This is a genomic window from Polyangium spumosum, from assembly GCF_009649845.1.
Classification (GTDB): Bacteria; Myxococcota_A; Polyangia; order Polyangiales; family Polyangiaceae; genus Polyangium; species Polyangium spumosum.
Map to the genome: position 1 here is coordinate 177,814 of NZ_WJIE01000011.1, position 19,572 is coordinate 197,385.

A 19,572-nucleotide genomic window follows, 5' to 3' on the forward strand; every position below is an offset into this window, starting at 1 on the left:
AAGCGTGATGGACACCAACGAACGCCTCCACACCGAATGGCTCGGCATGGCGCAGCCCGAGGGGCTCGTCGTCACCACCGCCGCCCTCAAGGCCGCCGAGGCGAACATCACCTGGCCGGTGATCGAGCTCCAGGCCACGCTGCGCGAGCTCGCCGGGGAACGGAAGCACATCGCCGATCTGCGCGGCTTCCTCCGCGACATCCTCGACTGGGGAGGCGAGCAGCTCGTCTCCGGCGCCGAGCTCCCGCACTCCCTCCGCGTGCATCTCGACGGCGGCGAGTGGCTCGTCCCGACGTTCGCGCTCCGCTCGATCGACGAGCCGGAGACGTTCGTCCTCCTCGTCGAGGAGACGCACCGGAAGGAGCTCGACGCCGCCTCGGACGACAAGCGCTGGAGCGCCACGCCCCACCAGCGCTTCGAGCGGCTCCTGCGCGAGACGGGGGTGCCCATGGGGCTCCTCTCGAATGGGCGCGATTTCCGGCTCGTGTACGCGCCCAAGGGAGAGAGCGCCGGGTGGGTGACGTTCCGGCTCGCCGAGATGCTCAGCGTGGACGGGCGTCCGCTGCTCGGCGCGATGCACATGCTCCTCAACGAGCGGCGTATCCTCTCGCTGGAGGACAAGAAGCGCCTCGGCGCGCTGCTCGCCGCGAGCCGCGAGTACCAGAACACCGTCTCGAACAAGCTCCGCGAGCAGATCCTCGCCGCCTTGCGCGAGCTGCTCGGCGGGTTCGAGCGGGCGGATCGGATCGCCGAGGGCGCCATTCTCGGGGACGTGCGGCGCGACCATCGGCAGGAGATTTACACGGGCCTCGTCACCGTGCTCATGCGTATGGTGTTCGTCCTGTACGCCGAGGAGCGGGGCCTACTCCCGATGGAGTCGGACCTCTACGCGAGCGGCTACTCGCTCTCGCGCCTGCATGCGCTGCTCACGGAGGATCGCAATCGGTACGGCGACACGATCGACGATCGTTATGGCGCGTGGGGCCGGGTGATCACGCTGTTCCGGCTCCTGCACGACGGCGTGCGCGCAGCCGATGGCCTCTCCCTTCCGCCGCGGAAGGGCTCGTTCTTCGATCCGGACGCGTTCCCTTTCCTCGAAGGCCGCCCGCGGGGCGCGGTGCGGCAGGCGGGGGAGATCCTCGACTTGCCGCGCGTCAGTGACGGCGTGGTCCATCGCGTGCTCGATCGGCTGCTCGTGCTCGATGGCGAGCGGCTCCAGTACAAGGGGCTCGACGTCGAGCAGATCGGGAGCGTGTACGAAGGGCTGATGGGCTTCGAGATCGAGGTGGCGGAGGGGGATTCGCTTTGCCTGATGCCCGAGCACGTGGTGGTGGATCTCGAATCACTCGTGCGGCTCTCGGGCGCGGAGCGGGTGAAGGAGATCAAGGCGCGGGCGAACCTCGATTTGAAGGACAAGGCCGGGGCCGAGGTGAAAAACGCCAGCAGCGTGGAGGCGCTCGCGGCGGCGCTCGGGAAGAGGGTTTCGCCGAGGCAACCGGGGATCCTGGCGAAGGGGTCTTTGTATTTGCAGCCCGGGGAGGAGCGGCGGCGGACGGGGTCGCATTACACGCCGCGGTCGCTCACGTTGCCGATCGTGGAGACGACGCTGCGGCCGGTGCTGGAGCGGCTCGGGAAGGAGGTGCGGCCGGAGGGGATCCTCGACCTGAAGATCTGCGATCCTGCGATGGGGTCGGGAGCGTTTTTGGTGGAGGCGTGCCGGCAGCTCGCGGACAAGCTGGTGGACGCGTGGCGGCGGACGGGGACGATGCCGGAGCTGCCGCGGGACGAGGATCCGGTGCTGCATGCACGGCGGTTGATCGCGCAGAAGTGCATTTACGGGGTGGACAAGAACCCGCTCGCGGTGGACCTGGCGCGGCTGTCGATGTGGCTCGTGACGTTTGCGAAGGAGCATCCGTTCACGTTTGTGGATCATTCGCTGCGGCATGGGGATTCGCTGGTCGGGCTTTCGAAGGAGCAGATCGCGAGCCTTTCGCTTGATGTCTCGAAGGGGAAGCAGATCGAGACGGTGCGGGCGGTCGTCTCCGAGAAGGTGAAGGAGGCGGAGGCGCTGCGGGCGCGGATTCATGCGATGGGGGATCCGCCGGAGAACGACGAGCTGCGGGAGCTGTGGGAGGCGGCGAACGAGGCGCTCGGGACGGTGCGGATGCTGGGGGATCTGGTCGTCGCGGCGTACTTCGCGGAGGGTTCGGACAAGGCGCGGAAGAAGGCGATCGAGGACGTCGGGGTGAAGGTCGGGGTGTGGCTCGCGACGGGGCAGTTCGACGCGGAGCTACGGGGGATGGTGGCGGGGCTGCGGGAGGGGGAGCGGGCGGTGCCGGCTTTCCATTGGGAGATCGAGTTTCCGGAGGTGTTTGGGCGGGGGAATCCGGGGTTCGATTGTTTCGTGGGGAATCCGCCGTTCGCCGGTAAGAATACGATTGGCGCATCGAGCGGCGCCATGTACATCGAGTGGCTGGTACTCAGCGCCGCCGGGTCGAATGGCAAGAGTGATTTGGTCGGCTACTTTTTCCGACGCGCCTTCGAGCTGACACGTGATCGAGGGACCATGGGTATGATTGCCACGAACACGCTGTCGCAGGGAGATACGCGGGCGAGTTCGCTCACGCCGATCCTGCTGAATGGTGGATCGATCTACGCTGCGAGGCGACGCGTGACATGGCCACACGCTGCCGCGGTGATCGTCAGCATCGTGCACATCATCAAACGGGCCGTCCCTGTCGACTGCAATCTCGACGGCAAGGTCGTCGGGCGAATATCTGCATTCTTGTTCGACGGGCAGAACGACACGGACCCGGCCCGTCTCGTGATCAACGAGAACAAGAGCTTTCAAGGTAGCAACATCAGCGGTAAAGGGTTCACGTTCGACGACCAAACGGACGGCGCCTCACCGGTTGCGCGGATGAGAGAAGTCATCGCGGCGAACCCCGCGAGCCAGGATCGAATCTTCCCGTACATCGGGGGCGAGGAGCTGAACTCGAGCCCGGCCCAAAGCCCTCATCGTTGGGTCATCCGGTTTGGTCGACTCGGCGAGGAAGAGTGTCGAGACAAATGGCCGGGGCTAATGGCGATTGTCGAGGCTCTGGTAAAGCCCGTCCGCGAAGCAGGACCTCGGAATCCGCAGGCAGACTACTTGCGTGCTCGGTGGTGGCATTGGCACACGGAGCGTCCCAGCCTCTACGAGGCGATGGAGTCACGAAAGTTGGTGCTCGCCAACTCCCAGGTCAGTGCACACTTAGCCTTTGCTGCTCAGCCGACAGATCGGGTCTTCGGCCACACCTTAAACATATTCGTACTGCCGATTGAACGTGGCTTTGCGATTCTGCAATCACGGGTCCATGAGTGCTGGGCGCGGTTCTTCGGCTCGTCGATGAAGGACGACCTTCGCTACACCCCCTCCGACTGCTTCGAAACCTTCCCCTTCCCGCCGAACTACGAACAAAATCCCACCCTCGAATCCATCGGCCGCGAATACTACGGCTTCCGCGCCGCCCTCATGATCGAGAACAACGAGGGCCTCACCAAGACCTACAACCGCTTCCACAACCCCGACGAGCGCTCACCCCAAATCAAAAAACTCCGCGACCTCCACGCCCAGATGGACCGCGCCGTCCTCGACGCCTACGGTTGGACCGACATCCAGCCCGTCTACGACTTCCGGCCCCAGCTCGACGAGTCCATCCGGTTCACCTGGGGCGAGGACACGCGCGACGAGGTCCTCGCGCGGCTGCTCGAGCTCAATCGCGTGATCGCCGCGAAGGAGGCCGAGGAGGCGAAACAGGCCGAGGCGAAGAAGCCCACCAAGAAGGGCGGCGGAGGGAAGAAGCGGGGGAAGAAGGACGAGGCGACGCTGGAGTTGCCCATGGGGAAGGGCGGGGAGAAGGCGTAAATCGCTCCAAAGAGAGGTCCGGACGTCCCGAGTCGCCTCCGCACCCGCGCCAAAGAGAGGTCGGGACGCCCGGAGATGTCTTCGCACCTGCGCCAAGGAGAGGTCGGGACGTCCCGAGGTGGCTTCGCACCTGCGCCAAGGAGAGCTCGGGACGTCCGGAGGTGGCTTCGCACCTGCGCCAAGCGATGGTCGAGACGTCGGGAGGTGGCTTCGCACCTGCGCCAAAGCCAGGTCGGGACGTCCGGAGGTGGCTTCGCACCTGCGCCATGCTCGTCTCGGGACGCCCGGAGGTGGCTTCGCACCTGCGCCAAAGCCAGGTCGGGACGTCCGGAGGTGGCTTCGCACCTGCGCCATGCTCGTCTCGGGACGCCCGGAGGTGGCTTCGCACCTGCGCCAAAGCCAGGTCGGGACGTCCGGACCTGGCTTTGGCGCGTTTTCTGTGAGAGGTCGCACCGGTTTGCTCGTCCGAGGGACGTCTACGGGCGTGCCCTCAGGGCCGCGGTGACAGGAGTTCGCCGGTCCAGGTTTTTGGCGTACTAGTTTGGATCATGTACCCTCGGTGGCCGAGGTGACATGATGACGCCTACACGGTTCTTGGGGTCCGTGCTCGCGCTCCTCGTCTGCGCGGCGCCACGGGTGGTCTTCGCACAGGATGTCGCCATGGCCGAAGCGCTCTTCAATCGCGGCGTGGAGCACATGCAGCGGGGGCGGTTCGCCGCGGGATGTCCAGCGATCGCGGAGAGCATGAAGCTCGACCCACTGCCAGGGACACAGCACACCCTCGCCGATTGCCTGGCGAGCGCCGGGAAGCTCGTCGGGGCCGTGGAGGCATACGATGAGTTCCTGAAAATGGTCGAGGCGCTGCCCACGTGGAAGCGCGGGAGGTACCTCGAGCGCGTCGAAAAGGCCACGCAGAAGAAGGAGGAGCTGGCTCCCGTGATCCCACGGCTCACGTTGCGGTTTCCGGGAGGCGGGGCGCGAGGCGTCCGGGTCTTTCTGGATGACACCGAGGTGTTCGAGGGGTCGCGTGGTGTCGCGCGGCTTGTGGATCCGGGTGAACACATCGTGGTGATGGTCGCGCCGGGGCAGCCACGCGTGGAGCGCCAGGTCACGCTGGCCAAGGGGGAGGCGAAGACGGTGGATCTCGATGCGTCGAACGTGCCCGTGGAGACCACGCGTGAGCCGTTTTCCAGGTGGTACACGCGCAAGCCCATCGCGTGGGTCGGCTCGGGCGTCACCGTCGTCGGCCTCGGCCTCGGCCTGGGGTTCACCCTCGGCGCGAGCGCCGCGATCGACAGGGCCAACGCGCGCGCGGACGCGATCCGCGACCAAGCCGCGGCCGATCCCATCACGAACTACGGCAACAACAAACCCTGCGGCTCGCCCGACACGAGCGGCTCCGATCTGCCGGGCTACGAGGCTGCGTGCGACGTGCTCCGCAAGGACATTGCCGACTACAACACGAACGCCACCGCCGCCACCGTCGGTTGGGTGGTCTTCGGCGTCGGCGCGATCGGCACCGGCCTCTTTACGCTCTTCGATTGGTACCTGCCGAAGAAGACCTCGACCACGGCGACGAACGGCCCGAAGGTCCTCGCCATCACGCCAAGCTTCTCCTCGACGTACCAGGGCGTCGGCGTCGTCGGCACGTTCTGATCTCGCGCCTTGATGGGTAACGAGGATTCACGCCGCCGGAAGCAGTTCCATCCTTCGCCGCTCTCGGTGTAACCTCCCGGACGATGGCCACCCCCGCCACCGTCCGCGCCGATCTCGTCTACACCCTCCGCGACGATCTCCTCGGCCCCGACCCCGACGACCCTCGCGACGCCGCGCACGCCACCGAGACCCTCACCTCCTCGCCCGCGCACTGGTACCTGACGGGTTTCCTCGCGCCCACGGGTCAGAAGGCCGAGGAGAAGGAGGACGAGGAGGCCGGGGATGACCTCTCCTCGGCGCTCGACGACGCGTCCGAAGGCGAGGCCGATGCGCCCGCCGCGCGTCGCCCCGTGTTCCCGTCGAGCATGGGCCTCAGCGTCCTCGTGCGCGCGGCGAGCAAGCGCCTCACGGTGCGCGTCACCTTCGGCACCTACGCTCCCGCCTCTCCGCCCCCTTCTCCACGAAGTGGAGAGGGGTTGGGGGTGAGGCCCGACAGTGACATCCCCCCCGCCGAAGACGCCCGCTCCCGCCACCACTGGGTCCGCACGCCCTACGAGCACACCGTCACGATTCCGCTCGACGACAAACCGCGGTTCGACGTGCTGCTCGAAGGATCGGGCGGCGTGGTGTTGCGTGTCGTGCTCCGGCCCGTCCCGGAGACGGAGCTCGCGTTCGTCGAGAAAGGGACGCGGTATGCGACCATCTTCCTCGTCAACCAGCGCGACCCCATCCCGCGCCCGGAGGAGGACCGAGGGTTCATCTTTCAGACCCGATTCACGGTTTCCTGCACCGAGGATTTCGTCCCGCGGCCGAACCTGCGCGGGGCGAGCCCGGACGCCGACATCGACGAGAAGGTCGGCGACCTGCTCTATCGCGATTGTTTCGAGTATGCGGTGGGCCACGGCGTCTCCACGGTCGCCAAGGTGCAGGGGCAGGGCAGGGACCCGTTTTGCAATGAGGTCTCCACGACGTGGCTGCCCACGGCCGAGATCGAGAAGGTCGAGCCGTCGGAGGTCAAAGGTGTCACCCTCGAAATGCGCGAGCTCGCCAAGATCGAGGACGCCGAGACGCTGAAGGACAAGGTCGGGAAGCTCGTGACCGCCTACGGCGAATGGATCGAGGCGCAGGCGGACACGGACCTGGACGGGCACGCGACGCGGATGGATACGGCGGCGGGATTGCTCGACGCCGCACGCCGCGCGAAGGCGCGAATCGAGCGAGGCATTCGTATCCTCGGGGAGAGCCCTGCCGCGCTCGAGGCGTTCCGCGTCGCGAACGACGTGATGGCCGATGCGCAGACCCAGCGGGAGAAACGAAAGGATCCGGCGAGCGTCGCGTCGGGCAAATTCGTCCCGAAGTGGCGTCCGTTCCAGCTCGCGTTTTTGCTGATGAACGTCGCCGCGCAGGTGGAGCCGACGAGCGACGAGCGCGACTGGGTGGACCTCATCTTCTTCCCGACGGGCGGCGGTAAAACCGAGGCGTACCTCGGCCTCGCGGCCTTCACGCTCGTCTTGCGCAGGCTCACGCACCCGGGGATCGGCTCGGCGGGCGTGACGGTGCTCATGCGGTACACGCTCCGCCTGCTCACGCTCGACCAGCTCGAGCGCGCGGCGGCGCTGATCTGCGCACTCGAACTGCGCCGGCGGAAGGATCCGCAGAAGCTCGGGCCGCAGCGGTTCTCCATTGGCCTCTGGGTCGGCAAGAGCGCGACGCCGAACCGCTTCGGGACGGATCAGGATCACGACGAGTCGACAGCGCTGAACCGGGTGAAGAAGTTCCGGGAGGACCCGAAGAAGAACCCTTCGCCCATCCCGCTCGACCGGTGCCCCTGGTGCGGAGAATCGTTCCATCAGGACACGTTCGAGCTGAAGCCCGATTTCAAGGCGCCGGACCGGCTGCGGGTGGTCTGCACGGGGAAATGCGAGTTCCGCTGGCAGAAGGACCACCCCGAGGGGATCCCGATCCTCGCGGTGGACGACGAGATCTATCGCGAGTTGCCCTGTTTCCTGATCGCCACCGTCGACAAGTTCGCCGGGCTGCCGTGGGTTGGCAAGACGGGGCTCCTGCTGGGCAAGAACGTCACCCACCACAACCAGCTCGGCTTTTACGGCCCGGCGGAGATGCCCCCGACCGCGCGCCCCTTGCCCGAGCCGCTCTTGCCGCCGGACCTCATCATCCAGGACGAGCTGCACCTCATCTCGGGCCCGCTCGGGACGATGGTCGGGCTTTACGAGACGGCGATCGACCATTTGACGACGCGGCAGATTGGCGAGAAGCGGGTGCGGCCGAAGATCGTCGCGTCCACGGCGACGGTGCGGCGGGCGCAGGCGCAGATTCGAGCGCTCTTTGGTCGATCGGAGGTCGAGGTCTTCCCGCCGCCAGGTCCGAATCGAAGGACCTCGTTTTTCGCCGAGACGGTGCCGACCACGAAGGCGAATGCGCGCCAGTACGTGGGCCTCTCGGCCCCGGGCCGCAGCCAGAAGGTGCTGCTCATGCGGACGTACATCGCGCTGCTTTCTGCCGCGCAGCGCACGTTCCTCGAGGACCCGAAGGCCGCGGACCCGTACATGACGCTCGTCGGGTACTTCAATAGCTTGCGCGAGCTCGGGGGCTCGCAGCGCATCGTGGAGGAGGAGGTCCGCGCGAGGCTCATGCGCGCGAGCCTGCGTCATCGCGCGGGAGAGACGAGCGCGCATTTCGTCGATCGGAAGATCGCATTCGAGTGCGTAGAATTGACGAGCCGGCGAACGACGGACGAGGTGAAGGAGGCCAAGGAGCGGCTGGAGCAGGTCCACTTCGAGAAATCGAAGAAGCACGCGCCGGTCGACGTTGCGCTCGCGTCGAACATGATCTCCGTCGGCGTCGACATCCAGCGATTGGGTCTCATGGTCGTCTGTGGTCAACCCAAGACGACGGCGGAATACATCCAGGCCACGAGCCGCGTCGGCCGTGACGCGAAGAGGCCCGGGCTCGTGGTGACCCTGCTCAACGCGCACAAGCCACGCGACCGCTCGCATTTCGAGCACTTCGCCGCGTACCATCAATCCTTCTACCGTGGCGTAGAGGCCACGAGCATCACGCCCTTCTCGCCTCGCGCAGTGGACCGCGGCATCGCCGGTCTCGTCGTGGCGCTGGCCCGGCTCGGCGATCCGCGCCTCACGGCACCCGACGCCGCGGAAAAAGTTGGCGACGTCAAGACCGAGCTCGGGTTCATCGGTGACGTGATCGCGAACCGCGCCGAGGCCCACCGGAAGGGGCAAACGGGGGACGACCCGATCGATGACGTGAAGGCCGTGCTGCGGGCGAGGATCGACGCGTTGCTCGATAGCTGGACCCGCGTCGTGAAGGATGATCCCACGAAGGACGGGCTCGCTTATCAGAAATACGAAGAGCAATCCTCGAAGAGGCCGCTGCTCCGGATGCCTCTCGATGAGGACCTCGCGAAGTGCAAAGACCACGAGAAGGTCTTCGTGGCGAACCGCTCCATGCGTGACGTCGAGGGCACGACGGACGTGTACGTCGCAGACCTGCGGGCGAGCCAGAACGCTTTGGCGAGGGCCGAATCATGAGCAAGGATCTCTGGAAGGTCGGGGTGAAGTGGCGAGAGAAGCGGCCCGAGGGCACGATCCGCCATAGCCAGATCATCACGACGTACGGCCCGGGGGCGCTGGTCGATTTCGTCGACGACGCGGCGATCGTCGCGGGGCTCTCGTGGTGGGCGAAGGGCGAGCAGATCACGGAGGATCGGCTGCTCGCGATGCTGTCGAAGGAGCCCGATTTCCGGAACGTGAAGCTCCACGCGCCCCCAGCATCCGGGCGGGAGCTCGAGTCGCCCGATCGAAAGTGGATCAAGGCATTCCGGTTCCCGGAGTGGTTCATTTGCCAGAACGAGCATTGCTGGGAGGACGGCGGGCTCGCGCCACGCAAGGATGGCGCGAAGCCGAGGCGGCTTCTGCGGATCAACCAGCTCGACGGGACGGGGCACAAGTGCAAGGGAGGGAAGGGGAAGGCGAGCAAGGTGCAGCCGGTGCGCTTCACGCGTGCGTGCCCCGCCGGGCACCTCGACGACATCGCGTGGATCGATCTCGCCCATCTCCGCCGCAAGGAGGCCGACCCGTGCCGCCGCCCGATTCTGTGGATCGACGAGGCCGCGGCGAGCGGCGACCTGGACGACGTGCGGCTTTCGTGCACCGGATGCGGCGCGACGATTCGCATGAGTTACGCCACGCGGCGCATGGTGGAGGACCATCCTCCGCTCGGCTATTGCGACGGAAGGCGGCCCTGGCTTGGGACCGACGAGAAGGTCGAATGCAAAGCACCGATGCGCTTCTTGCTGCGCTCGGCGTCCCATGCGTATTTCTCGGTGCCGGCGAGCGTCATTCACATCCCGGACCGCGACGCCGCCATGCGCGAGAAGGTGACGAGCGTCCACGATACCATCAAGGGCGCGGACGACGCCGACGATGTGCGGTTCTTCCGCAAGAAGGTCGAGGCCGTGCGCGTCGCGCTCGAAGGGATGTCCGATGACGCCGTATTCGCGGAGATCCTCCGTCGGCGCGAGGGGCAAACGGTCGCGCGGAAGAAGATCAAGCAAGCGGAGCTCGAGGTCCTGCTCGCCGGGGACGAGTCCCAGAACAACGAGCGTTTCGCCCTGAAGAACGTGCCCCTGCCGAAGCACCGGAAGGGCATCCTGTCGCGGATCGGCAAGGTGGTGCTGCTTCCCCGCCTGACCGAGGTTCGCGCGCTCTGCGGCTTCACGCGGTTCGAGCAACGAACGACGGACATCGACGGCGAGCTCGACATCGGGGCCGAGGTGGCCCGGCTCGACGAGCCGGTGACATGGCTCCCCGCCGTGGAGAACCCGGGCGAAGGTTTTTTCTTTTCGCTGGACGAATCCGCCCTTCTCGCTTGGCTTCGCGACAAACCTGGCGTGGAAGCGCGCGACCGGCTCATCAAGGCCGGTTTCAAAGCATGGCAGGAGCAGCGCGACGACCGGAAGAAGGCGAAGGACGACTTCGCGAACGTGCGTTACGTCCTCCTGCACTCGCTGGCGCACTTGCTGATCACCGCCGTGTCCCTGGAGTGTGGTTACTCGGCGAGCTCGATCCGGGAGCGCATCTATGCGGGTGCCGGGGGCTCGGGCATTCTTCTCTACACGGCGTCGCCCGGGGCCGAGGGCTCGCTCGGTGGACTCGTGGAGGTGGGGCGGCACCTCGAGCGGTATCTCGCACAGGCCCTCGACCTGGGCCGGCTTTGCTCGAACGATCCCGTATGTGCAGCGCATCTACCCGACCACGAGGTCGGTGGCGGAGACCGTTACCTCGAAGGGGCGTCGTGCCACGGATGCTTGCTCATCTCGGAGCCTTCGTGCGAGCGAATGAACCTGTACCTCGACCGCACCTTGGTCGTCGGGACCGTCGAATCCTCGGACGCTGCGTTCTTCGAGGGCGTGTGAAGTTCGACGCGTGGCTCGACGAGGCGACCGCGTCGGACCTCGCGGCGCTTTCGCAATGCCTCGTGGACGGCCGTATCCCGTTCCCGCCGCGCCGGAGCTCGGTCCAGCTCGCGGGCTTCGGCGAGAGCGCGGTGGCCTTCCTGGAAGGGCTCCAGGGCACCGACCCGAAGGTCATCGCCTGGATGCTCGAGCGCCTTGCCGAGGAGCGGAGGCACGCCGATGATCGTTACGCGAGCATGGTGCGGCTCGTGTGGAGCGGCGCGAGCGAGCGGACGCAGGGCTTCCGGGATACCCGCGAGGTGCTCGACGGCCTCTTCGCGAAGGCGGAGCGGCAGGTGCTCATCTCGACGTATGTGATCCACAACGGCCGAAGCGTATTCGCGCCGCTGGCGAGGCGTATCCGGGAGCGTCCGGGGATCGAGGTCGAGCTGTACGTGAACCTGCCGTCGAGAACGGGCCTTCCCGCCGATGAGCGGGCCGATGTCGCGGCATACCGGGAGACATTCGCACGGGAGCACTGGCCCGAGGATTTGCTCTTGCCGGCTATGTATTACGATCCCGAGAGCCGGAAGCTCGACGCTTCACGCGCGAGCCTGCACGCGAAGTGCGTGGTCGTCGACGCGCGCTGGGCGTTCGTGACGTCGGCGAATTTCACGGAGGCGGCGCAGGAGCGAAACATCGAGGCGGGCGTATTGCTGGATCACCCGAGGGTGGCCGAAGCGCTGGCGGGGAGGTTCCGGGCGTTGCGGGAGGCGGGGAGGCTGCGGGTCTTGGGGTGAGGCTACCGCGGCGAGGCCAAATGTGAAGCCATTTGTCCGTTGAGTTCGCGCGGATCGACGACCGTCTCCGCTCCTTTTTTTGCCCTACGGTACGGTAGGCGCATACGGTACCGCCAAGGCCACAGCAGGGCCTTATCATGTCGATTCCGTCACAAACGGACGCGGGGGAGGTTTTCGGAGTGAAGCCTTGGATCCGAAGGCGGGCGAAGCAGCGCAAGGATGGTCGCTTGGTCTACGTGACGACGGTCGTCTTCGATGCACATGCATTCGACGAGCTGTGCGATCACGTGGAGGAAGAAGGCCAGCGGAGCGCGCTGCTGAACGAAGCATTGCGGCACGTGCTGGATACGCCGGGATGGATCCCGTTGACGCTGGCGAGGTTGTTCCCGGAGACGTACGACGCGCATCCACCTCCACGCTCGAACTCGCGGGGAGTTCCGTCGTCGCGCTCTCCGGCGTCGCGACCGGCGCCTTCCTCGCGAGCACCACGGGCTCGAGGGAGGGGCTCTCACGGCGCTTCCTCGACTCGTCACCCGCCATCGTATCCGAGCCGCTCCGAGGCTCCGCGCCAAGCTCGTTCGGAAACGACCCGGCCGCGAGCGTAACGCCCGCAGGTTCGCCCTGCGCATTGACTTGAGCGGGCTTCGCCGAGGGGACCGGAGCAGGCGCGGCCGGTGCCTCGTCTTTTTCGGGAAGGCTCACGGCGTCCAGCACCGCATTTGCGAGCGCCCGCAACACGGCCGATTTGCCGTACTGCCAGCGAACCAAGAGCAGCCATCCTTCGTCGCCGAGCGGATCGTTCCCGTCGAACGGCACACGCACGCGACACGCGCGCATGAACCAATCCGCAAGCTGACGAAGCCGCGGATCCTCGAGCGCCGCCTGCGCCGCGGCATACCACCTCGGATGTGCGAGGCTCCGCTGGATCCGCGCCCCCACGTTGCCCCGCCGGATGGCCCCGGGCAGCTCCCGGATTCCGAACATCACGAGCTTCAACGCAACCGCGAGCTCGATCAACGGCTGTGAAGTCTCGCAGAGCGCGATGAGCGCGATCACGGTGGGCGTGTCTGTCGATGCGTCGTGAAGGGGACTCGTGACCATGCGGTTGCTCCGTGAGGCCACGATACCTGTACGCGCGATGCTGGAGTCAACGAAAAACACGCTTGCCATGCACGGTAATGCGTCCGCATAGAATGCGTAATACGGGACGGGTGTCACAGTCCGTCTGCACTGCACGGTTCTCTTGTCCAAGCCCGAGACAAACCACAAAAAGCCATGCGCGGTATCGAACTTCCGGGAGTACCCCTCTTGTTTCCCCGCGTCGAGATCCGAAAGAGCCAAGCGACGAAGTGGGTTTTTGCTCCGATCGGCTCACGACCCATCCAGCCAGCGATGTTTCACGGTGGCCACCCCAACATTCGAGCCCAGCGCAAGGACCGTGCCCTCCTCAGACAAACCGCGAAATCGACGCGTTTGATCCATGCTGCCGGCCCTCGTCCCCTTGTTTCGCCGTGTCACCGATCCATGTGTTCCATCGAAACGATCCACTTTTCGCTCATCGAGGGCCATGCCTTCCGGCTCAAAAATGTTTCACGGGCGTTCCAGTAACAGGCTTCACGTATGCGCCATGCCCCGGTGCACTCGCCTACGGAATCGACGCTCCCAGAGAAACTCAGCAAAGCCCATCAAAAGCCATGGTTCTCCATGGCCGAGCCATGCCCCGAGCCATGGCTCAGCCATACCCCCGATCATGGCTCTGCCGCAGACCTCCCCGACCGCTCGTCGAGCACGCCAACCCGCGACGCCATATTCCGTATTACGCAACATGCATTCCGTAATGTGTATAGAACTGCCCCGCGCTTTTCGATTTCGCTTGGCCCGGACCTGAAAACAACGACAAGACTGCACTCGTGCCGCGGCGCTCTCTGCGGCAGGAGGGGCAGATTCATGTCCATCGATTCCAGCAACTCGAGCGGCTGCATCAGCGAGCACACGCAGCCCACAGACGACAGCCCAGTCGAGGCCGCCGGTCTTCCTGCCATGCTGACCGTCAACGAGCTCGCCACGCTGCTCCGGCTCGACCGCAAGACCGTCTACGGCGAGATCGCCGCTGGCAGGATCCCCGGCATCCGGCGCTTCGGCGCCCGCCGCCCGGTCTATCGAGCCCACCGCGACACCGTGCTAACTTGGCTCGCAGGTCAGTACCAGCAGGCGCGTCCATCGAGGAGAACACGATGAGCGTGCGAAAACGGAAAGACGGACGATGGCAGGTAAGCTTCTACTACATGCGCGGCGGCGAGCGCGTGCGACACCGCGAGGCCGCCATGGGCGCGAAGAGTCGCTCCGAGGCCCTCGCCTACGAGCGGCGGAGGCGAACAGAGCTCGAGGCGGGAGCGGCGCTCCTGGCTCAGGCGAGCGCGCCTCTCTTCAGTGACTTCGCGCAGGAGTTTCTGGACGTGTACGCCGCAGCGAACAACAAACCCAGCGAGATCGAATCGAAACGGATGATCCTCGACCGGCACCTCAAGCCGTTCTTTGGTCACCTCCGGCTCGATCGCATCGATACACAGCACATCGATGCATTCAAAGCAAAACAGCGCAAGGCCGAGCTCGCGCACAAGACGATCAACAATCAGCTCACGGTGCTGGGCAAGCTGTTCAATGTGGCGAAGGAATGGCGCAAGGTCGCCGCCGTTCCTCGCATTGGCTTTCTCCCCACGGCGGAGCCGGAATTCGATTTCCTCGACTTCGAGGAGGCCACGCGCCTCGTCGAGGGCGCGGAGTCGGATTTCCACCCGATGATTCTGCTCGGCCTCCGGACCGGGCTGCGTCAGGGAGAGCTGCTCGAGCTCCGGTGGACCGACGTGGATCTCGTGAAGGGCCTGCTTCGGGTGAAGCGATCGATCTGGAAAGGAAAGATTTCGACCCCGAAGGGCGGCAAGGGCCGCGACGTGCCGCTCTCCGACGAGGCGCGCACGGCGCTCCGGTCGCTTTCTTCACGTTTCGCTGGAGGGCTCGTCTTTCCCGGGAAGGGTGGGCGCCACCTGACCAAGGGGGAGTGCAAGCACCCCCTCTGGCGGGCGTGCCGGCGCGCAGGGCTCCGGCTGATCGGCTGGCACGTGCTCAGGCACACGTTCGCCAGCCACCTCGTCATGCGGGGCGTGCCGCTCAAGGCCATCCAGGAGCTGCTCGGTCACACGACGATCGACATGACCATGCGTTACGCCCACCTCTCGCCGGAGGTCGGACGGGACGCCGTGCTCCTGCTCGACGGCCCGGTCCGAGATGATCGGTCTGGGCACGATTTGGGCACGATCGGGGTGAAAACAGCGAAGTAACGCGGCAAATTTGAGTGGAGGCGCCGGGAATCGAACCCGGGTCCGCAAGGCCTACAGTTCACCTTCGTTCACGTGCGTAGTCGCCGTATCCCCTGCGACTGGGTCCGCGGATTCGGCCGCGACCTATCCCTCGCTAATCTCGACCACGCTATCGAGGGCGCCCTCGCGTGATCCAGCCCTCGTGGTTGACACCCTTCGGATACCAGGACGATCTCTCCGTTGGGCGGCTATCGTCGGTTTTTAGGCCGCGAGAGCGTATGCGTTGTCGTTCGCACGTATAACGTCCCGCTTGATAGGCGGTGCAGGAGCCGCCAGCACGCAGATGAACCTTCGGTCCCCACGTCGAAGCCGATCGCCCCCTCGTGGTGACCTCGAACCTCGAAAGGTCCGAGCCCCGGAAGCATAAGGCACCGGGGTGCGGCGTCAACCTCCCCCTTCGACGATCGAGGCCACGATGGCGAGCCTACCTCCCGAGCCGTGTCCCCGAAGCCCCGCCTGGCGCGCGGCTCCCGTCGGATGGCGCCTGGGGCCTTCGTCGTTGGTCGTCAATCCTTCCGCGTTGGGGGCGCGCCCCTCGACGACCTTTCGGGCCTCGACTACACGGTGAGGGGGCCCGGAGCGGCGCCGGACGGGCGTCCTCGGCCGGGTGAACCAGTGAGGTCGACATGGCGAGGATGGTGCAGTGCGTGAAGCTCGGGCAGGAGGCGGAGGGGCTGGACAAGCCGCCTTTCAAGGGGCCCCTGGGTCAGCGCGTGTTCGAGAACGTCTCCAAGCAGGCGTGGAGGATGTGGCTCGAGCACTCGAAGATGCTCATCAACGAGTTTCGCCTCGACCTCATGAGCGAGCACGGTCAGCGCATCTGGATGACCGAGTGCGAGAAGTACTTCTTCGGTGAGGGCGCCGCGCTCCCGCCCGACTTCAAGCCCGAAGAGAGCAAGTAGCCGGGCGGGCGAGGGCGCGGTTCACTGGAGCTTCCAGACCGCGCCCGTCGTGACCGTCTCCGTCTCCACGAGGTAGAGCGTCTTCGTCACTCGGTCGAACGTCATCCCGTAGTCCGACGTGTCGCCGAGCGTCGCGATGTTGGCGACCTGCACGGGCGCCGGCCCCGCGGGGTCCACGATCGCGTGGATGTCTCCACCGTACTCGCGCACGTACAGGTGTTGCGGGGCCACGAGGTCGTCGAGCGCCAGGGCGTTGCGGATCGTGCTCGCGTCGAGCGTGGCGATCTTCATCGCCGTGGTCGTGATCGCCGCGCGCGGGATGCGGTAGAGGCCTTCGTTCGACGTGCCCGTCTCTTGCCCGACGACGTAGAAGAACTGCGCGTCGGCCGCGAAGCCCACCACGTAGTCCACGCTCGTGTTCGTGCCGAGGTGCACCGGCACGCCGGGCGCCGTCGGCGCGAACGTGTAGAAGTCGACCTTGCCCGAGACGTTCCGCGTGGCCGTGACGAGGTTCGTCCCGTCGAACGTGATCGTGTACGAGGAAGAGCTCGCGGGGTAGGACGGCGTCAGATCCCAGGCCGTCGGGCCCCACGTCGTGCCGTTCAGGATGCGGAAGATGCGGCTCACGTTCGTCGTCGCGGTGCTGTCGACGCTGAAGAGCTGGTTGCTCGCGAACGTGAGGTCGTAGCCGAGGTGCGTGGTCGTGATGCCGTCGGCTGTGCCTCGCTCGATGGCTTGCGCGCCGCCCGTGATCGGGAACTGGAAGACCTTGCTCCCGTTGCCGAGGAAGATCTCCGTGCCGCTCACGGCCATGCCGTACATCGACGAGGCCGTCGTGGGGAACGTGACGCCGAGGGGCACGAGCGTGCTCACGCCGGTGTAGGCGACGTCGGTGATCGCGAGGGACGTGATCGTCCCGCCGATCGGGACCGCGGCGTAGAGCTTCGTGCCCGGCGCGAACACGCCGCCGAGGCCCGGGGCCGCGCTGGCCGTGCCGCAGAAGAGCGGCTGGTTGCCCTCGTCGAAGAGCGCGAGCGTGCCCGCGGGCGCCGCTTGCACGGCCACGGCGCCGTTCTGCACGGTGTACACGTACCAGTGCACGTTCACCCCGTCGGGGAAGCAGCTCGGCGCGTCGAGCCGCCTCATGGACGTCGGGCTCAGCGGGACCGAGCCTGCCGGGATCGGCTCCGCGGTCCCCCAGCTCTCGCCGGGGCCGGGGTTGATCTCGCGGATCTTCACGCTCGCGCCCTTGAACTCCTGGCTCGTGGCCTCGGTGCTCACCCAGACGTAGAGCGGGCCCTGCGGCGCGGGGAGCGTGAGGTCGTGCGTGTCGGCGTTGGCGCGGCAGTTGTACGAGATTTTCGCCGGCGACTCGGGATCACACGCGTTCAGGACCTCGACGTTGAGCGCGCTCTGCGCGGGGGACGGGTCGAGGTTCTGCACCTCGACCTGGAGGATGCTCGTGGGCGAGGCCTTGTCGTACTCGATGACCGCGTCCACGCCGTGGATGTCGCCGTAGGTCGTGTGGTTGTCGCAGGAGATCGAGCCGGGCTCGCCCCACGTCGCGGCCATGTCGAACGAGTTGATCGAGTCCGGCAGCGTCCACGTGTGACCGTCGTCGGGCTGCACGGGGGGCGTGTAGTTCCAGCTCGACGTCGTGTACGGCGCGAAGCAGCCCTCGCCCTCGGCCATCCCGGGATCGATCTCCTCGATCGTCGCCAGGACGGGCGGGAAGGGCGTGCCGGTCGCGTTCCTCGCGATCCAGACGAAGTACGTGCCGGCCGGGACGTCGACGTTCGCGCCCCACGTCTGCTTGTACCAGAGGCATTTCTCCGACACGGCCAGCGTGGGGTCGCAGGTGCCGCTCATGATCTCCACGTTGAGCAGCGAGCTCGCCGTGGTGTTCGGCGTGCGCGCCTCGACGCGCAGGAGCTTGCCGCCGTTCGCGAGATCCGGAGACGTCTTCTCGTATTTGATGACGACGTCGGGGCCGCTGCCGTTCGGGTCGCAGGCGAACGCGCCGTTGATCGCCGTGACGCTGCCTTCGGCGATGTTCCATCGGTAGCCGTTGCCGGTGACGAGCGCGTTTTGCACCGTGAGCGGCTCGGCGCAGGTGTCGCCGGACGCCGCCTGGCAGTTGGGCAAGCAGCCGTCGTCGGTCGCCGGATTGCCGCCGTCGTCGCACTCCTCGGCGCCCGCGGCGATGCCGTCGCCGCAGGTCGTCATGCACGCGCTCGGCGCGCCGCTGCAGCTCCAGCCGGTCTCGATCGCGCAGGTCACGCCGCAGCCGTCGTTCCCCGTCGTGTTGCCGTCGTCGCAGCTCTCCGTGCCGATCATCTGCCCGTCGCCGCAGAGGCCGTCGCATACGCTCGGCGCCTCGCCGCAGGCCCAGCCGGGCTCGACGGCGCACGCGTTGCAGCCGTCGTTCGGCGTGTCGTTCGCGTCGTCGCAGCCCTCGGTCCCCGCGGGGATGCCGTCGCCGCAGCTCGTCACGCACGCGCTCGGCGCGCCGCTGCAGCTCCAGCCGCTCATGACGGCGCAGGCTTCGCAGCCGTCGTTCGGCGCGTCGTTCGCGTCGTCGCAGGCCTCGGCGCCGGCGAGGATGCCGTCGCCGCACGTCGGCAAGCAGGCGCTCGGCGCGCCGCTGCAGGCCCACCCGATCTCGACGGCGCACGTGCTGTCGCAGCCGTCGTTCGGGGCCATGTTGGTGTCGTCGCAGGCCTCGGCGCCGGCGAGGATGCCGTCGCCGCACATCGTCAGGCAGGCGCTCGGCGCGCCGTCACAGAGCCATCCAGGCTCGACGCCACACGCGTCGCTGCAGCCGTCGTTCGCCGCCGTGTTGCCGTCGTCGCAGGCCTCTGCGCCCACCACGAGTCCGTCGCCGCAGAGCGCGCTGCACGCGCTCGGCGCGCCGTCGCAGCCCCATCCGGCTTCGACGTCGCACTGCTCGTCGCACCCGTCGCCCGCCGCGACGTTGCCGTCGTCGCAGACCTCTGCGCCTTCGATCGCGCCATCTCCGCAGAGCACGCCGGCGCCGCCGCCCGCGCCGCCTGCGCCGCCTGCGCCGCCTGCTCCTCCCGCTCCGCCTGCGCCGCCGGCTCCTCCCGCGCCGCCGGAACCTCCTGCGCCGCCGATGCCACCTGCGCCGCCGGCTCCACCTTCACCACCCGCGCCGCCCGCGCCGCCGATCCCGCCCGAGCCCCCTGCGCCACCCGAGCCACCGATCCCGCCCGCGCCGCCTGCGCCGCCGATGCCGCCTGTGCCTCCGGAGCCACCTTCACCGCCGGCTCCACCGGCCCCGCCGCCGCCGCCGCTGCTGCTGCTGCTGCTCGTGGTCGTGCCCGGGGGCCTGGGATTTTCTTCTTCGCACGCGACGAGAAAGGCCGTCGCCGCGAGCGTCACCATCGACATCCAGCGCGTTCGTTTCATCAGACAAACCCTTGCACCTGTGGCCGGTACGCCCGGCAGCCCACTATCGGACAAACCGCTACACGCG

General features: G+C 66.9%; 9 protein-coding genes and 1 other RNA gene. 8 read left to right on the top strand and 2 right to left on the bottom strand.

The features are described from left to right. The first annotated feature begins 7 nt into the window (after positions 1 to 7). The 7 genes from GF068_RS31470 to GF068_RS31500 all read left to right on the top strand — a co-directional run bounded on the left by GF068_RS31470 (position 8) and on the right by GF068_RS31500 (position 15,135). Entirely contained in the window at positions 8 to 3,907 is a 3,900-nt protein-coding gene (locus GF068_RS31470) for an Eco57I restriction-modification methylase domain-containing protein (protein ID WP_153823211.1), read from the top strand. Positions 3,908 to 4,480: 573 nt separating this feature from the next. Further along, entirely contained in the window at positions 4,481 to 5,563 is a 1,083-nt protein-coding gene (locus GF068_RS31475) for a hypothetical protein (RefSeq protein ID WP_170319785.1), read from the top strand. Between the two features lie 83 nt (positions 5,564 to 5,646). Beyond that, on the top strand, positions 5,647 to 9,132 hold the full coding sequence (gene drmA, locus GF068_RS31480; protein ID WP_153823213.1) for a DISARM system helicase DrmA: 3,486 nt from the start codon (positions 5,647 to 5,649) through the stop codon (positions 9,130 to 9,132). Further along, positions 9,129 to 11,018, top strand: a complete 1,890-nt coding sequence (gene drmB, locus GF068_RS31485; protein WP_153823214.1) for a DUF1998 domain-containing protein — start codon at positions 9,129 to 9,131, stop codon at positions 11,016 to 11,018. The genes drmA and drmB overlap by 4 nt, the downstream gene beginning before the upstream one ends. Further along, positions 11,015 to 11,797: a DISARM system phospholipase D-like protein DrmC gene (drmC, locus tag GF068_RS31490; RefSeq protein ID WP_170319786.1), complete on the top strand. Its 783-nt coding sequence runs from the start codon at positions 11,015 to 11,017 to the stop codon at positions 11,795 to 11,797. The genes drmB and drmC overlap by 4 nt, the downstream gene beginning before the upstream one ends. 1,947 nt (positions 11,798 to 13,744) lie before the next feature. Beyond that, the gene (locus GF068_RS31495; protein WP_170319787.1) at positions 13,745 to 14,035 is read left to right on the top strand and encodes a helix-turn-helix transcriptional regulator; all 291 of its coding nucleotides are present in this window, start codon (positions 13,745 to 13,747) and stop codon (positions 14,033 to 14,035) included. Further along, entirely contained in the window at positions 14,032 to 15,135 is a 1,104-nt protein-coding gene (locus GF068_RS31500; protein ID WP_153823216.1) for a tyrosine-type recombinase/integrase, read from the top strand. The genes GF068_RS31495 and GF068_RS31500 overlap by 4 nt, the downstream gene beginning before the upstream one ends. Before the next feature lie 12 nt (positions 15,136 to 15,147). Here GF068_RS31500 and ssrA read toward each other — a convergent pair. Further along, positions 15,148 to 15,495, bottom strand: a transfer-messenger RNA (tmRNA) gene (ssrA, locus tag GF068_RS31505). Between the two features lie 305 nt (positions 15,496 to 15,800). Between ssrA and GF068_RS31510 the strand changes: the two genes are divergently transcribed. Next, on the top strand, positions 15,801 to 16,076 hold the full coding sequence (locus GF068_RS31510) for an oxidative damage protection protein (protein ID WP_153823217.1): 276 nt from the start codon (positions 15,801 to 15,803) through the stop codon (positions 16,074 to 16,076). A 21-nt stretch (positions 16,077 to 16,097) separates the two neighbouring features. Here GF068_RS31510 and GF068_RS31515 read toward each other — a convergent pair whose 3' ends face one another. Beyond that, positions 16,098 to 19,505, bottom strand: a complete 3,408-nt coding sequence (locus GF068_RS31515) for a DUF4215 domain-containing protein (RefSeq protein WP_170319788.1) — start codon at positions 19,503 to 19,505, stop codon at positions 16,098 to 16,100. Positions 19,506 to 19,572: the final 67 nt, after the last annotated feature.

Bases quoted from the DNA above. Each gene is read 5' to 3' on its own strand.
- GF068_RS31470 (WP_153823211.1), top strand. From the start codon at position 8: ATGGACACCAACGAACGCCTCCACACCGAATGGCTCGGCATGGCGCAG.
- GF068_RS31475 (WP_170319785.1), top strand. From the start codon at position 4,481: ATGATGACGCCTACACGGTTCTTGGGGTCCGTGCTCGCGCTCCTCGTC.
- drmA (WP_153823213.1), top strand. From the start codon at position 5,647: ATGGCCACCCCCGCCACCGTCCGCGCCGATCTCGTCTACACCCTCCGC.
- drmB (WP_153823214.1), top strand. From the start codon at position 9,129: ATGAGCAAGGATCTCTGGAAGGTCGGGGTGAAGTGGCGAGAGAAGCGG.
- GF068_RS31495 (WP_170319787.1), top strand. From the start codon at position 13,745: ATGTCCATCGATTCCAGCAACTCGAGCGGCTGCATCAGCGAGCACACG.
- GF068_RS31500 (WP_153823216.1), top strand. From the start codon at position 14,032: ATGAGCGTGCGAAAACGGAAAGACGGACGATGGCAGGTAAGCTTCTAC.
- GF068_RS31510 (WP_153823217.1), top strand. From the start codon at position 15,801: ATGGCGAGGATGGTGCAGTGCGTGAAGCTCGGGCAGGAGGCGGAGGGG.
- GF068_RS31515 (WP_170319788.1), bottom strand. From the start codon at position 19,505: ATGAAACGAACGCGCTGGATGTCGATGGTGACGCTCGCGGCGACGGCC.